At 38.3% G+C, this 15451-nt stretch carries 10 protein-coding genes and 4 pseudogenes; 6 read left to right on the top strand and 8 right to left on the bottom strand.

Annotated elements, in window-relative coordinates; all coding sequences use genetic code 11:
• The first annotated feature begins 77 nt into the window (after positions 1-77).
• The 3 genes and pseudogenes from BHE89_RS17485 to BHE89_RS17475 all read left to right on the top strand — a co-directional run bounded on the left by BHE89_RS17485 (position 78) and on the right by BHE89_RS17475 (position 2304).
• Positions 78-467: a hypothetical protein gene (locus BHE89_RS17485; RefSeq protein WP_128860673.1), complete on the top strand. Its 390-nt coding sequence runs from the start codon at positions 78-80 to the stop codon at positions 465-467.
• A 232-nt stretch (positions 468-699) separates the two neighbouring features.
• Positions 700-1677: a porphobilinogen synthase gene (hemB, locus tag BHE89_RS17480; RefSeq protein WP_069369010.1), complete on the top strand. Its 978-nt coding sequence runs from the start codon at positions 700-702 to the stop codon at positions 1675-1677.
• A 164-nt stretch (positions 1678-1841) separates the two neighbouring features.
• Positions 1842-2304: pseudogene (locus BHE89_RS17475) on the top strand (HIT family protein).
• A 105-nt stretch (positions 2305-2409) separates the two neighbouring features.
• On the opposite strand, the gene BHE89_RS17470 reads toward BHE89_RS17475, so the two are convergent.
• The 7 genes and pseudogenes from BHE89_RS17470 to betI form a co-directional block, all read right to left on the bottom strand.
• Entirely contained in the window at positions 2410-2754 is a 345-nt protein-coding gene (locus BHE89_RS17470) for a low molecular weight protein tyrosine phosphatase family protein (protein WP_069369008.1), read from the bottom strand.
• Between the two features lie 2 nt (positions 2755-2756).
• On the bottom strand, positions 2757-2975 hold the full coding sequence (locus BHE89_RS17465; RefSeq protein ID WP_069369007.1) for a hypothetical protein: 219 nt from the start codon (positions 2973-2975) through the stop codon (positions 2757-2759).
• 259 nt (positions 2976-3234) lie between these two features.
• Entirely contained in the window at positions 3235-4512 is a 1278-nt protein-coding gene (locus BHE89_RS17460; protein ID WP_069369006.1) for a cytosine deaminase, read from the bottom strand.
• On the bottom strand, positions 4502-5752 hold the full coding sequence (gene codB / locus BHE89_RS17455) for a cytosine permease (RefSeq protein WP_069369005.1): 1251 nt from the start codon (positions 5750-5752) through the stop codon (positions 4502-4504). The genes BHE89_RS17460 and codB overlap by 11 nt, the downstream gene beginning before the upstream one ends.
• A gap of 377 nt (positions 5753-6129) precedes the next feature.
• On the bottom strand, positions 6130-7800 hold the full coding sequence (betA, locus tag BHE89_RS17450; RefSeq protein WP_069369004.1) for a choline dehydrogenase: 1671 nt from the start codon (positions 7798-7800) through the stop codon (positions 6130-6132).
• A 39-nt stretch (positions 7801-7839) separates the two neighbouring features.
• Positions 7840-9314, bottom strand: a pseudogene (gene betB, locus BHE89_RS17445) (betaine-aldehyde dehydrogenase).
• Positions 9315-9339: 25 nt separating this feature from the next.
• Positions 9340-9942 (bottom strand): transcriptional regulator BetI, encoded by a 603-nt coding sequence (gene betI, locus BHE89_RS17440; RefSeq protein WP_069369002.1) that lies wholly within the window; start codon positions 9940-9942, stop codon positions 9340-9342.
• Between the two features lie 209 nt (positions 9943-10151).
• On the opposite strand from betI, the gene BHE89_RS17435 reads away from it, so the two are divergent.
• Positions 10152-12194 (top strand): choline transporter, encoded by a 2043-nt coding sequence (locus BHE89_RS17435; protein ID WP_069369001.1) that lies wholly within the window; start codon positions 10152-10154, stop codon positions 12192-12194.
• Positions 12195-12256: 62 nt separating this feature from the next.
• Here the strand turns inward: BHE89_RS17435 and BHE89_RS17430 are convergent.
• Positions 12257-12873, bottom strand: a pseudogene (locus tag BHE89_RS17430) (LysE family translocator).
• A 247-nt stretch (positions 12874-13120) separates the two neighbouring features.
• Here BHE89_RS17430 and BHE89_RS17425 point away from each other — a divergent pair.
• Together BHE89_RS17425 and BHE89_RS17420 are read left to right on the top strand one after the other, a co-directional pair.
• The gene (locus BHE89_RS17425; RefSeq protein ID WP_128860672.1) at positions 13121-13915 is read left to right on the top strand and encodes a LysR substrate-binding domain-containing protein; all 795 of its coding nucleotides are present in this window, start codon (positions 13121-13123) and stop codon (positions 13913-13915) included.
• Positions 13916-14118: 203 nt separating this feature from the next.
• A pseudogene (locus BHE89_RS17420) lies at positions 14119-15277 on the top strand (pyridoxal phosphate-dependent aminotransferase).
• Positions 15278-15451: the final 174 nt, after the last annotated feature.

Below are 15451 nucleotides of genomic sequence, written 5' to 3'. Positions count from 1 at the left end.
CTTATTCTGATTTATCGTCATCCCTGTTTATATGTTACACTCAATAATTACGCACTAAAAATAAACATGAGGCTAAAATGAAACCACTTCTCTTATCTCTGCTATTATTACCTGCCGTTGCTTTTGCGAACCCAACAAAAATGGCAGATGATTACTGCGATACCTTTAAAGATATCTCAATTAAAGCTTATGATACAAAAGAGCCTGCAGAGAAAATTGCTAAAGATGCAATGGCTTCTCTAAACGCAAAGAAATTTGATTTTGCAAAACTGGATGCAACGGAAGCGCAATTCACTGAAGGTGCGATTGAGGTTGTTAATTCTCTACGTGAAGCCAAATCTGAAATTGGCTCTCGTGCAGAATTCCAAGACGGTTTAACTCAAATTATTGCGGCTTGTAAAATTCAAATGGTCGCGGCATTAGAAGAGTCAAAAAAAATAATCTTCTTATTAAAAAAAAATGAGTAGCAATCAATTTAAAGAGTAGAAATTATCCTGCTCTTTTTTTATTTCTTTCCATCAATTATTCTTCTTCCCTTTTGCTTTTGTTTTTTCTCTTCCTCTATAAATAATTCAAGATGTCGTTAGGCGATAGCTTGATGTATAACGAGTATCAATTATGCAGTATCTATCTATCGATATTAAGGTTTATAATACCTCGGTAAATACTTGTTAGTACTGGCCATAAAAAGGAGATATTGTGAGCAACGAACAATCCATCCAGCGTTTAAGAAGACTACGCCAGTCCGAAAACCTGCGCGCACTCTTTCAAGAAACCACACTGACTAAAAATGATCTCGCTCTACCTATATTTGTAGAAGAAGGGCTTGATGATTATCAACCGATTAAAAGCATGCCCGGTGTCGTTCGTATTCCTGAAAAACGTCTTGCTTATGAAATTGAACGTATTGCAAAAGCAGGCATTAAGACAGTCATGACTTTTGGGGTATCTCATCACCTTGATGAAACAGGGAGTGATGCTTGGAAAAGTGATGGCTTAGTTTCTCGTATGTCGCGTATTTGTAAAGATGCCGTACCTGAAATGATTGTCATGTCTGATACCTGTTTTTGTGAATACACCTCACATGGTCACTGTGGTGTTTTACATGGTGATCATGTTGATAATGACGAAACTATTTATAATTTAGGTCTTCAGGCTGTTGCTGCAGCACAAGCGGGAGCTGACTTTATTGCTCCATCAGCCGCAATGGACGGTCAAGTCGCTGCTATTCGTGCCGCACTTGATAAAGCTGGGTTTAGCAACACAGGTATTGTTTCTTACTCAACTAAATTTGCGTCTGCCTTATATGGTCCTTTCCGTGATGCAGCGGGCTCTCGCTTAATTGGTGATCGTAAAACTTATCAAATGAACCCAATGAACCGCCGTGAAGCGATCCGCGAATCATTAATTGATGAGCAAGAAGGCGCTGATATGCTGATGGTAAAACCCGCTGGGGCTTATTTAGATATTATTCGCGATGTGCGTGAACGCACGCTATTACCTTTAGCGGCTTATCAAATCAGCGGTGAATATGCACAAATTAAATTTGCAGCATTAGCGGGTGCAATTGATGAAGATCGTGTTGTGATGGAAACATTGGGCTCCATTAAACGTGCTGGTGCAGATTTAATTTTATCTTACTACGCACTTGATTTAGCGGAAAGAAACCTACTTTAACAATCTTATGCTCGATGAGTAGATACTCTAAATAATTCAAGATGTAGCTAGGTGACAAATGCATGAGTCACTAGGCGCATACAAGATATGTGACTAGCGCGAATGAACGCAGTCAACAACGCGACAACTTGAAGTATAACGAGTACTTTTATTATGAGGCGACTATGGATAACTGTATTTTCTGTCAAATCGTTGCTGGAAAGGCACCTTGCCATAAAATTTGGGAAGACGAACATCACCTTGCATTTCTGTCTATATTTCCGAATACCAAAGGCTTTACCGTTGTTATTCCTAAAAAACACTATCCAAGTTACGCCTTTGATCTCAGTGATGAAGCTTTAGCTTTATTAGTGATTGCCACAAAGAAAGTAGCAAAAATCTTAGATAAAACATTTCCTGATGTTTCCCGCTCAGGCATGTTTTTTGAAGGATTTGGGGTCGATCATGTCCATAGTAAGCTTAGTCCGATGCATGGCACGGGTGATATGACGAAATGGCGCCCATTGAAATAAACAGAAAATTTTCTTTGATAAATATCCAGGTTATCTTTCATCTCACGATTTTGAACGAGCGAATGATGAGGAGCTTGCACAATTAGCGGCTCTGATCAGAAAAAATAGCCAATAGTAAAAATCTAGTCAGCGCTTCTTATACATATAAGAAATCTTTAGATAATAAAAAACGCCCAGTTTTAATTTTTGAACTGAGCGTTTTTTTATCAAGATTAAAACATTATTGAGTTGGAAGCTTGGCTTCCATGGGTAAATAAAGCTGAACTTTCCGTTCAAGAAGCTCAATTAATGCCGGATCGTTAAAGCGATAATTATCAGGAATTCCCAATAAATATGCTTTTTTATAGCGCATTGTTGCAGGAAAATATGCCAATAATCGATTTAAATGTTTAGATTCCATGACAAGCACTAAATCAGCCCATTTTAATAATTCGTTATCAACGACACATTGCGCATCTTTGCGCGTCCCCGCTGAAAGCGTATTAATACCTTCTCTATCTGCAAACAACAGTTCCGCAGTTGGGCTTCGCCACTGATTTTTACTGCAAATAAATAAGATATTCATCTTTATTCACTATCAGATAACGCATTTAATCGACGCTGACTACGAGAAATTCTTGGGTATTCAATTCCTAGTTGTGCAGCTCTGGTCATTTTCAGTGATCGAGTATATAAATTAGACCATTTTTTTTCTGGTTTAAACATTACTCGTGAACAACCCATTTCTTGATGTTTATTTTTGCGGTTAACGCATTGACGCCAACCACGATCTCTTTGTATAGACATAATAACCTCTCAGATTAAAGGGATAGCAGCCGCAGTAATACGGAGAGGATCTAACAAGGCACTATTTTAGTTGAATTAGGTAAATCTGCAATGGTTTATTTTTATACAAAGAGAAATCAGCGAATATAGATTTATTGTGCAAAGCATATAGAAGAAATAAACAAAATTATGGGATGAAGATGAGTTAATTACTAATAAAAAAAATAACGAATAAGCCATTATTAGACTTATTCGCCATTTAAAAATAAAACCGGTCAGATTATTTATAATTAATCGCTGTTGGCTTATCTAACATAATCTCAGCTTTTGCGGGTTCTGTCTGTGCAATCACTTTACCTTGGCGAAGAGAATAACGCACCGGTACTTGGCGACGTAAAGCGTCAAATCCATTATCTGCAGGCAAAATAATCATATTTGCACTTTTTCCTACTTCCACACCGTAATCAGTGAGTGCTAATGTTTTAGCACTGTTATGACTAATTAACTCTAATCCATTATCAATTTGACCATAGCCCATTAATTGGCAAACATGTAGCCCCATATGTAAAACTTGGAGCATATTTGCTGTGCCTAATGGATACCAAGGATCAAAAACATCATCATGACCAAAACAGACGTTAATATTATTTTCTAACATCTCTTTTACGCGAGTGATCCCTCGACGCTTTGGATAAGTATCAAAACGACCTTGAAGATGAATATTAACTAAAGGATTCGCCACAAAGTTAATACCCGACATTCTTAATAAACGGAATAAACGCGAAGTATAAGCGCCATTATAAGAGTGCATTGCAGTTGTATGGCTTGCTGTCACTCTTGAGCCCATATTTTCTTTATGTGCTAAAGCGGCAACAGTTTCAACAAAACGCGATTGCTCATCATCAATTTCATCACAATGAACATCAATTAAGCGATCATATTTTTGTGCTAATGCAAAGGTTTTATGGAGTGACTCAACACCATATTCACGCGTAAATTCAAAATGTGGAATAGCGCCTACAACATCCGCACCTAATTTTAATGCTTCTTCTAATAATGCTTCACCATTAGGGTAAGACAAAATACCTTCTTGTGGAAAAGCAACGATTTGTAAATCAACCCAAGGTTTAATTTCTTCTTTCACTTCCAGCATGGCTTTTAATGCTGTGAGTGATGCATCCGAAACGTCAACATGAGTTCTAACATGTTGAATACCATTAGCAATTTGCCATTGAAGTGTTTGCCATGCGCGTTGTTTAACATCATCATGAGTTAACAGTGCTTTTCTTTCAGCCCAACGCTCAATACCTTCAAATAACGTTCCCGATTGATTCCAATTCGGTTGCCCTGCTGTTTGTGTGGTATCTAAATGAATATGAGGTTCAATAAAAGGAGCGTGAACTAAACCACCTTGCGCATCTAATGCTTCAGGATGAAAATCATATTCAGGTTGTGGCTCTATCGCTTCAATTTTGTTGTTTTTAAGCGTAATACGCCATAAACCTTCTTTTTTAACTAGACGTGCATGATTAATTTGTTCGATATTCTTACCCAGCATGACTTATCTCCGCTTGTCGAGCTGCACGACGATTTAATATTGGATTTAATACAGCATAACTAATTGCACCACCTAATACGGCATTAACAGGTACGATACCTGGTAACCAGTGCCCTGCCATAATGCCAATGGCAACAGCGAGTAACGCAACCCAATTAACTGATTGCATTTTATCAACATTGAAAGTGTTATAACGCGCTTTATTCATCAGATAATCTGCAATAATAACCCCACCTACGGGCGGAATGGCTGCAGATAAAAAGGTTAACCAACCGACAAAGTTATTATAGAGCCATAATGCACACAGTGTACCAACAATGCCATTTATCACTGAAAGCTTTTTACTTGATAAGCCCGTGATATTGGCAAAACCTAATCCTGATGCATATAACGCGTTGTCATTCGTTGTCCAGATATTTAAACCCAGCACCACGATAGCCGGAAGTAATAATCCTTGCGCTATCATCACATCCGAAATATCAGCCATTCCTAATGATGCGGCCCCCGCGGCACCAAAGACAAACATCAATGTATTTCCTAAGAAGAAGGCAATAATGGCGACAATCACGGCAACTTTCGGGTTTCGTCCAAAGCGGACAAAGTCAGCGGTAAGCGTTCCCGCACTAATAAACGATCCAACGACCATTGCCAGCGCTAAATTAAAATCTAATGGCTGAGCAGGTTTAACCGCCATTAACGTTGAAAGCCCTCCCATATCATGTATAGCAAGATAAACCGAGTAACTTCCAAGGATAGCAATGGCAGGAACAGCAATGATAGAGAGGACAGTGAGCGCGGAAATACCGAAGAAAACAGTGATGGTCATTAAAATGCCAGAAACGGCGATAAGGAGATTAATATCAATACCCGTGGCTTTTCCTACTGGTATGGCAAACATTGCCACTCCCACACCAAACCAACCGACCTGAGTACCACCGAGTAAAAATGAAGGGAGCCAAGAACCTTTAATACCGAAAGAGTAACGCGCGAGGAGATGAGTAGTAAGACCTGTTTTTGAACCAATAAAACCAAGAAATGCGGTGTAGATACCAAGAAGAAGATTACCAATTAGAACTGCGAGGAAGAAATCATTAAAGGAAAGACCAGTACCAAGAGCGCCGCCAGTCCACATACTGGCTGAAAAAAACGTTAATCCCAACATCACAAAGGTTAACGCCAATCCACCCTTTCTTGCGGATATGGGCACAGGGCCCTGACTGTAATTGTTGTCCTGAGACACTTTAACCCCCTATTAATTTCACCAGGCCAAAAAAATCTGACGAATTCTATCTACATAAAAATAATATGCAAACGTTTTCGTTGTCTGTTTACGATAATTAATGGAAAGTGTCATTGACAGAGAGTTGATATTCATCACAAAAACAGGAGAAAAATCGTTGTCTTTGTTGAATTTATCTCATTATTTTGAATGACTTTTATAAAGTCATTTTATTTAGAAATATTTATAATAGGAATTAATCATATTCCTTTTCCCAAAAACCTCTACTTACATAAATATTTTTTATATAAACTTAGAGGAACCATAAAAAGAAATATTGATAAAAAACAAAAAAAGAGGGATTTCTATCCCTCTTTTACCTATTGTGGATCACTCACTTAAGCGAGTCTTTTTACAGGAGCACTCCCTGCAACATAGTATTTCGCTTGACTTTTAGGTAACGGTTTAATTCCTCTGATCTTATCCGCTATCTTTTCTGCCATCATAATGGTTGTCGCATTCAAATTGCCCGTGATGATTAAAGGCATAATTGACGCATCAATAACCCTTATGTTTTCGATGCCATGCACTCGCCCTTCACTATCAACAACAGCCATGTCATCTGTTCCCATTTTACACGTACCACAAGGATGAAATGCCGTTTCTGCTCGTTCTCTAATAAAAGTATCAAGCTCTTCATCACTTTGGATATGTTTACCCGGACTAATTTCTTCCCCGCGATAAGCATCTAACGCTGGTTGGGCCATAATTTCTCGCGTGATCCGAATTGCGGCTCGAAATTCTTCCCAGTCCTGTTCTGTTGACATGTAATTAAACAAAATTCGAGGATGTTGATGAGGATCCGTAGAGGCTAATCTTACACGTCCTCGGCTAGGGGAACGCATGGATCCCACATGTGCTTGGAATCCATGGATCTCTACGGCGTTGGTTCCATTATAATTAATCGCAACCGGCAGAAAATGGAATTGAATATTGGGCCATGCAAATTTTTCACTCGAGCGAATAAAACCGCCTGCTTCAAATTGATTACTTGCCCCGATCCCTGTTCCTTGGAATAGCCATTGTGCACCAATCTTCGGCTGATTATACCATTTTAAAGCAGGATAAAGTGAAACGGGTTGTTTACATTCATACTGCAAATACATTTCTAAATGATCTTGAAGATTTTCCCCAACCCCGGGTAATACATGAACCGGTGAAATATTAAATTCATTTAATACTGCCTCAGATCCAACACCAGAACGTTGTAAAATTTGAGGAGAAGCAATTGCACCTGCGCAAAGTAATATTTCTCGATTAGCTTTGGCATGAATAGGTGTGGTATTTTCCCCTAAAAAATAGCGAACACCAATGGCTTTTTTACCTTCAAATTCAATAATATCTGTTGTAGCGTGAGTCTTAATCGTTAAGTTTTTTCGTGCTTTTGCTTGATCAAGATAACCTCTCGCGGTACTTGCTCGGCGGCCTTTAGGCGTCACCGTTCTATCCATAGGGCCAAAACCTTCTTGCTGATAGCCGTTAAGATCGTCGGTTTTAGGATATCCCGCTTGTACACCCGCCTCCACCATCGCATGAAAGAGAACATTATTGCCTTGTTTGGGTGTTGTTACACTAACAGGCCCTTTATTACCATGGTAATCATTAGCACCAATATCTCGCGTTTCCGCTTTACGAAAATAAGGCAAACAGCTTAAATAATCCCACTCTTCAAGACCGGGTAATGTTGCCCATCCATCAAAATCCATCGCATTACCACGGATATAACACATACCGTTAATCAGTGATGAGCCACCTAGCCCTTTACCTCGACCGCATTCCATGCGTCGGTTATTCATATGTGGTTCAGGCTCTGTTTCATAAGCCCAGTTATATCGCCTGCCTTGTAACGGGTAAGCTAATGCCGCTGGCATTTGTGTACGAAAATCGAACCTGTAGTCCGGACCTCCAGCTTCAAGGAGCAGCACAGTAACTTCAGGATCTTCTGTCAAGCGGGTTGCAAGAACGTTACCGGCTGAACCAGCACCGATAATAATGTAGTCATAGACCATTGTTATCTCCTCTGTTTCAGTCATTAAAAAAAGAATGGATTAAAAAACGGATGAGAACTCCCCAAGTTCAATTTGAATAGATTTTATTTGCGTATAATTCTGTAATGTGACCAGCCCGTTTTCACGCCCGACACCAGAATGTTTATAACCACCAACGGGCATTTCTGCTGGCGACTCACCCCATGTGTTAATCCAACAAATCCCAGCGTCCAATTGGTGAATAACACGGTGAGCGGTTGTAAGATCTTTGGTAACAAGACCCGCCGCTAAACCATAAACGCTATTATTTGCGCGTAAGATCACTTCATCTTCCGTTTGATAACTCAGAATACTCATTACTGGACCAAATATTTCGTCTTGCGTAATTTGCATATCATCTGTGCAATCAGTAAAAACAGTTGGCGCAACATAAGCACCTTGTGCAAAATCACCGTCTAATAAACGATGGCCACCACAAAGTAATCTCGCCCCTTGAGATTTACCTAACTCAATATAATTCAAGACTTTCTCAAGATGTGAAAAGCTGACCAAAGGACCAAAATTGATGTCCATTTCAAGAGGAGAGCCGATTCGAATGCGAGAGACACGTTCAGTGATTTTGGCTTCAAATGCTTTTTTTAACGTTTCGGGTACAAATACGCGCGTTCCGTTAGTGCAAACTTGACCTGAACTATAAAAGTTAGCCATCATTGCAATATCCGCAGCAGTATCTAAATCGGCATCATCAAAAATAATTAAAGGCGATTTTCCACCAAGTTCCATTGTCACTTCTTTTAAACTTGATGCAGAAGCATTTGCCATCACTTTCTTGCCAGTTTCAATTCCCCCAGTAAAAGAAACTTTTGCAATGTCAGGATGTTGTGTTAACCATTGCCCCACATTGGCTTTTCCAGTAACAACATTAAAAACCCCTTTCGGCAATCCCGCCTCTGTGTATATTTCAGCCAGTTTTAAGGCGGTAAGTGAGGTCATTTCACTCGGTTTGAAGATCATGGCATTGCCTGCGGCAAGTGCAGGTGCAGATTTCCACAATGCGATTTGAATAGGATAATTCCAAGCACCAATACCCGCAACGACCCCCAAAGGCTCACGACGAGTATAAGCAAAAGCAGTTTTCCTAAGTGGGATTTGTGTTCCTTCAAGTGCGGGAATAAGACCTGCGTAATATTCTAATACATCAGCGCCTGTCACTATATCGACATAACGTGTTTCAGATAGCGGTTTACCCGTATCTAAGGTTTCTAAATGAGCCAATTCATCATTACGTTCACGTAAAATATCAACAGCACGTCTCAAAATTCGAGCTCTTCTATCGCAGTCATTGCACTCCAAATTTGTTGCCCTTGCTTTGCACTCTCGACAGCCCAATTGATATCTTCTTCACTTGCCGATTGTAAATGAGCAATGACTTCGCCATTAGCGGGATTGATCGCATTAAATTGTTCACATTCCGGCTCTGCACAATCGACATATCCACCATGAATATAGAGTTTATGTAACGGTGGGTTTGGCATATTTTCTCCTTTATTATTACTTTTTTTAAGTCTTTATTTGACTCCGATTTTTCAGTTGCATATCGATATATTCATTGGTAATGATTTTGGCTTCATCAAGAGAGAACGGCACATTACTTAGTGCACTTCGTAGCCATAAACCATCAATTAATGCAGCTAACCCTTTTGCTGCCAAACGTGCTTGATCTTTCGTAAGAACACGCCCAAACTCGTAACTTAAGTTGGAATAAAGCCTTTTATCATTGACCTTTTGTAGACGATTCAAATTAGGCTGATGCATACTACTTGCCCAGAATGCTAGCCATGTTTTCATTGCTGCTTCACTGGTTTGAGTCGTATCAAAGTTACCTTCAACAATGGCTTGAATGCGTCGCTTTGGTGTTGCATCACTTAACATTCTTAAGCGTATCGCCACTGCAAAACCTAATTGGTACTGAATATGGCGCATAGCGGCTTCTAATAATCCATTTTTATCACGAAAATAGTGACTAATAATGCCGTTAGAAACACCGGCTTTTCGAGCTATCAACGCGATGCTCGCCTCTTGCATTCCAACCTCATTAATGACGGCTAACGTCGCTTGGATTAATTGCTGTTTACGTATCGACTGCATTCCTATCTTCGGCATGTTTTAAAGACCTAAAAAATACATTGAACACGGTTATTAAACGTTTTTTTAATTGAACATTCAATCAATATTAACTATTGTTTATCACAATTAATTTACAATTTGATTTAGGAGGATATTGTGAAAATTTGAATCTTTGCAACTAATTCAATTAGTTAACAAAGAATGCAACTTTTAACTTTTAGATAAATAAATTTTTGGAATTTCTGATGACAACTCTTAACAGCACAAAAAAACCACAGAAAGATAAGCTAAATTCTGTTGTTTTTTTCGCTTCAGCAACGCTAATTTTAGCGTTTTCTTTTTTCACTATTTTGATGACAGAAACCGCAAATACTTGGATTGTGGCCACACTGGGATGGGTATCAAAAACCTTCGGTTGGTACTATTTATTAGCCGCAACGTTATACATTGTTTTTGTTATTTTTGTCGCCACTTCTCGTTTTGGAAATATCAAATTAGGGCCCGAACAATCAAAACCTGAATTTAGTGTTTTAAGTTGGTCTGCAATGTTATTTGCAGCGGGTATTGGGATTGATTTGATGTTTTTCTCAGTCGCAGAGCCAATTACACAATATATGCTACCGCCAACTGGCGAAGGTGAAACAATAGAAGCAGCCCGTCAGTCGATGGTGTGGACTTTATTCCACTATGGCCTGACGGGCTGGTCTATGTATGCACTTATTGGTATTGCGCTAGGTTATTTTAGCTATCGTTATAATTTGCCGTTAACCATACGTTCTGCACTTTATCCTATTTTTGGGAATCGTATTTATGGTCCAATTGGTCATACTGTTGATATTGCCGCAGTATTAGGCACTATTTTTGGTATCGCCACGACGCTAGGTATTGGTGTTGTACAACTTAATTATGGCTTAAAGGTTCTTTTTGACTTGCCCCAAGGGCTAGGTGTTCAAGGTGGATTAATTCTATTATCGGTTATTATGGCCGTGATTTCGGCAACATCAGGTGTTAACAAGGGAATTAGGATTTTATCTGAACTCAATGTATTACTCGCACTGGGGCTGATTTTATTTATCTTATTTGCGGGTGATACTGAGTTTTTATTAAATGCGCTGGTATTAAATGTTGGTGATTATACTAGTCGCTTTTTAGGTATGACATTAAATAGCTTTGCATTTGATAAACCAACCGATTGGATGAATAGCTGGACACTCTTTTTCTGGGCTTGGTGGGTTGCATGGTCACCTTTTGTTGGTCTATTTTTAGCACGGATCTCAAGAGGACGAACCATTCGACAGTTTGTTATCGGTACTTTAATTATTCCTTTTGTTTTTACCCTGCTATGGTTATCCATTTTTGGTAATAGTGCTTTATATGAAGTGATCCATGGCAATAAAGAACTGGCACTAACTGTTTTAGAAGCCCCCGAAAAAGGATTCTATTCATTATTAGAACTCTATCCCGGTTTTGGTTTAACCGCTTCTGTTGCCACCATTACAGGACTACTATTTTATGTCACCTCTGCCGACTCCGGCTCATTAGTATTAGGTAATTTTACCTCTCAATTAAGTCATGTTAATAACGATGCACCTAACTGGCTTCGTATTTTCTGGTCTATTGCTATTGGATTGTTAACATTGGGTATGTTAATGGCTGATGGTATTTCAGCCTTACAAAACACAACAATAATAATGGGATTACCTTTTAGTTTTGTTATTTTCTTTATAATGGCAGGACTTTATAAATCATTAAAAGTCGAAGACTTTCGACGTGTTAGTTCACTCAATACCAATGCACCCGCTCCACTTTATGGTAATACCACGATGAATTGGAAACAGCGTTTAGGACGGGTTATGAATTTCCCAGGAACAACCTATACACAACGCATGTTAGATTTAACCTGTATGCCAGCCATGCAAGATGTAGCTAAAGAGCTTTTATTGCGAGGGGCTAAAGTCGAATTCAATTATTACCCCATTGAAGATAATGAACGCTTACACCATTTAGAACTTGTCGTCGATCTTGACCAAGAACAGAATTTTATTTATCAAATTTGGCCCCAGAAATACTCAGTGCCCGCATTTACCTATCGTGCTCGTCGAGGTAAATCAGATTATTACCGTTTAGAAACGTATTTATGGGAAGGCACACAAGGGAATGACTTAATGGATTACACCAAAGAGCAGGTTATTACAGATATTTTAGATCAATATGAAAAACACCTGAATTTTATTCACCTTAGTCGTGAAGCACCCGGCACGACATTAACGTTCCCAGAATCAAATTAAATAGGCACTAAAAATAACAAAAGGAGATCACTTATTGATCTCCTTTTTATTAAATTAATTTTTTAATTTACTGAAATAAACAACAATCCAACACCTAAGAGAATTAATAATACACCAATAATCTTATCCGCAATTTTCTGATGAGAAAGTATTTTAGCTCGTAGAAGTGGCGTGGAAAAAAAAGAGTGCAACACAGCTAAACCAAATCCAAATGCACCATCGAGATAAACATACCATAAGAGAGATTTAGCCAAAGAGGATTACTTAAGTTAGCCACTTGAGTATAAAGCGCAATCACAAATAACATTGTTTTAGGATTTAAAGCATTAGTAAAAAAACCAACACGTAATGCCTGAAATACACTAGGGGCTGAATTTAATGCATTTTCAATCGTCAATTGTGCGTTATTGGTTAATGACTTAAAACCTAAGTAAATTAAATACCCAACACCTAATAATTTCATAATAAAAAAGAGCATTGGTGACCCCATAATAATAAAAGAGATACCAAATACGGTGTAAAAGACATGGACTTGTACTCCAATCGCAATCCCCATTGCGGTAATAAGTCCAACCTTCACACCATAGGAATAACTGTTTTTTGTCACCATAGCAAAATCAGGCCCAGGACTAATTACTGCCAATATAGTGATCATCGCCACCGCAATTAGCTCACTCATTGTTTTTCTCACTCTCACTTTTGAATCAATAATAAGTCATAAAAAGTGACATAAAATAAGTTTTTACTTTAATAAAAAACTCTTTATCTCACTAGGAACCACTCTATTTTGCTAATTTGACTAAAAATAAAAAGCGATTTATCTTGCAATATATCTGTGATTTTTCATCGTCTATTTTTATGACTTTAATTTATGGTCAACTCCTATGAAAATGCCCTCTTTAACATCATTGTCGTTTTTTTAATTAGTGCAGCAGAAACAGGCAGTTTTTGTCAGTGCGGCAGAACAACTTCATGTCACTCACAGTGCGGTGAGTCGACAAATACGATTATTAGAAGATGAATTAGGCATTCCTTTATTTGAGCGACGTAATCGGGCGGTTTATTTAAATGAAGCGGGACGATATTTATATAAAACAACCTCTTCCATCTTTGAACAACTTGAAGAAACCGTTTCACATCTACGTTCCCCTTTAAATAGCCCCGTGTTAGTGGTTTCATGTGAGCCGACTATTGCGATGAAATGGCTTATTCCTCGTTTATCTTATTTTTACGCTTTATATCCTGAAATAACGCTGCATTTAGTGGCGGCTGGTGGCGCTATTGATTTCAATAAAGAAGGTGTCGATTTAGCATTTCGACGAAATGACTTCCTATGGCATAAGAATATTTATGCAACAAAGGTCTGTAATGAAAGAATTGGCGTTGTAATAAAGCCTAATAATATCCATCATGCAAATCATCAATTAACAACGTTATCGCGTCCTCAAGCTTGGCAAGATTGGTATCAATATTCGGGTATACAATCTACTTATTCTCATACCAGTCAATATGAACATTTTTACCTTGCTATTCAGGCAGCGCTTGCTGGATTAGGTACAACAATTGCCTCTTTTCTTATGGTACAAGATGAACTAAAAGATCAACAGCTTATCGCCACACATGGATTCGTTAAAGATAGTTCAAGCTATTACTTGCTCTCACCACGTGAAATCATGCCTAATTCTAAGCAAGATAAGTTTAAAAAACTGGATCATTGCTGAAGCAGAGAAATGTGCAATCGCAATTAAAGACTCATCGAGATAAGCCTCTTTTCATCTCAAAAATACTTGATTATCTGTTTACTCCCATAAAATCAAGATGAATAAATAATTATTTATTCATCATATTTATTTACTTCTGTCTTTTTTTTTAGTAATCTATAAAAACTAATAAAACATAGAATAATTTACTTGGGAAACATAACATGAATCGTCGGTCATTTTTTAACATCATCCAGCCTTGTTATTAGCGGATTATCATTAAGTTCTTTTGTGAGTTCAGCTTATGCAAATGAAGTACTGAAAAGTAAATTGGCAGTTAATGCAGAAAATCCGTTACTGCTTAATTTCAATGAAAATTCATTAGGTATGTCGCCCAACGCCCAGAAAGCGATTATCGCTGCTTTACCCAATGCATTTAGATATCCAGATGATGCGCGTAGCGAATTAATTAGCGAATTAGGAAAGGAATTTAAACTTTCTGATAAACACATTACCTTGGGAAATGGCTCATCTGAGACAATTCAAGCAGCAGTTCAATATGTCGCCAATAAAGGTCAAAAAGAAGGTAAAGCGGTTCAACTTATTGTGCCTGACCCGACATTTAACTATGCCGAACTTTATGCTGAACCTTTAGGTGTAAAGATCGTTAAAGTCCCTGTTGATAAAACACTGGCATTTGATTTAGCAACCATGCAGAAAAAAGCGCAAGAGTTTGATGGTATTAGTATGGTGTATTTGTGTAATCCAAATAACCCAACCGCAATGTTAACCCCGAGCGCCGAATTATCGAATTGGGTGAAATCAGCAAAAGAGAATGTCTTTTTTATTATTGATGAGGCTTACGCTGAGTTTGTTTCAACGCCCGAATTTACCAGTGCTATTGCATTAGTTGAAGCAGGTTATAAAAATCTGATTGTTGCGCGTACTTTCTCTAAAATTTATGCGCTAGCTGGGCTACGTGTTGGTTATGGTGTTGCCGCACCTGAAATTATTACCGATGTTGATGTGTTTGTTTCCATTGATAATACCAATACTGCAGGTGCGGTAGCTGCATTAGCTTCGCTAAAAGATAAAGCCTATGTGGAATATAGCCGTAAATCAATTGATGTTTCACGTCAAATGGTGGTTGATGTCTTAAAAGAGCTGAATATTGAATACGCCCCTTCTCATGCAAACTTTATATTTCATAAAGTGAAAGGCGATGTAAAAACCTATCAAAATAGAATGAAAGACGCGAATATTATGGTAGGTCGTGAATTCCCGCCTGCTTTTGGTTGGAGTCGTTTAACGTTAGGGACCCCAGAAGAGATGCGTTATTTTGTAGCTACATTAAAAACCTTTAGGGCTAAAGGTTGGATTTAACTTTATTCCAATTAATTTATAATGGGTTATGCATAAAGGGAACTAAAATGTTCCCTTTATCATTTAAAGATATTCTAAAGAAAACAAAACTTCGCCATTTGCACTACCACTCACAACAGCCGAACCCGTCGCTGCATATTGTGCATAAAAATCAAGCGCAATATTATTGATGGT

The organism is Shigella sp. FC1967 (genome assembly GCF_001743005.1).
Taxonomy (GTDB): domain Bacteria; phylum Pseudomonadota; class Gammaproteobacteria; order Enterobacterales; family Enterobacteriaceae; genus Proteus.
This window is presented reverse-complemented; position numbering and strand designations above follow the sequence as displayed.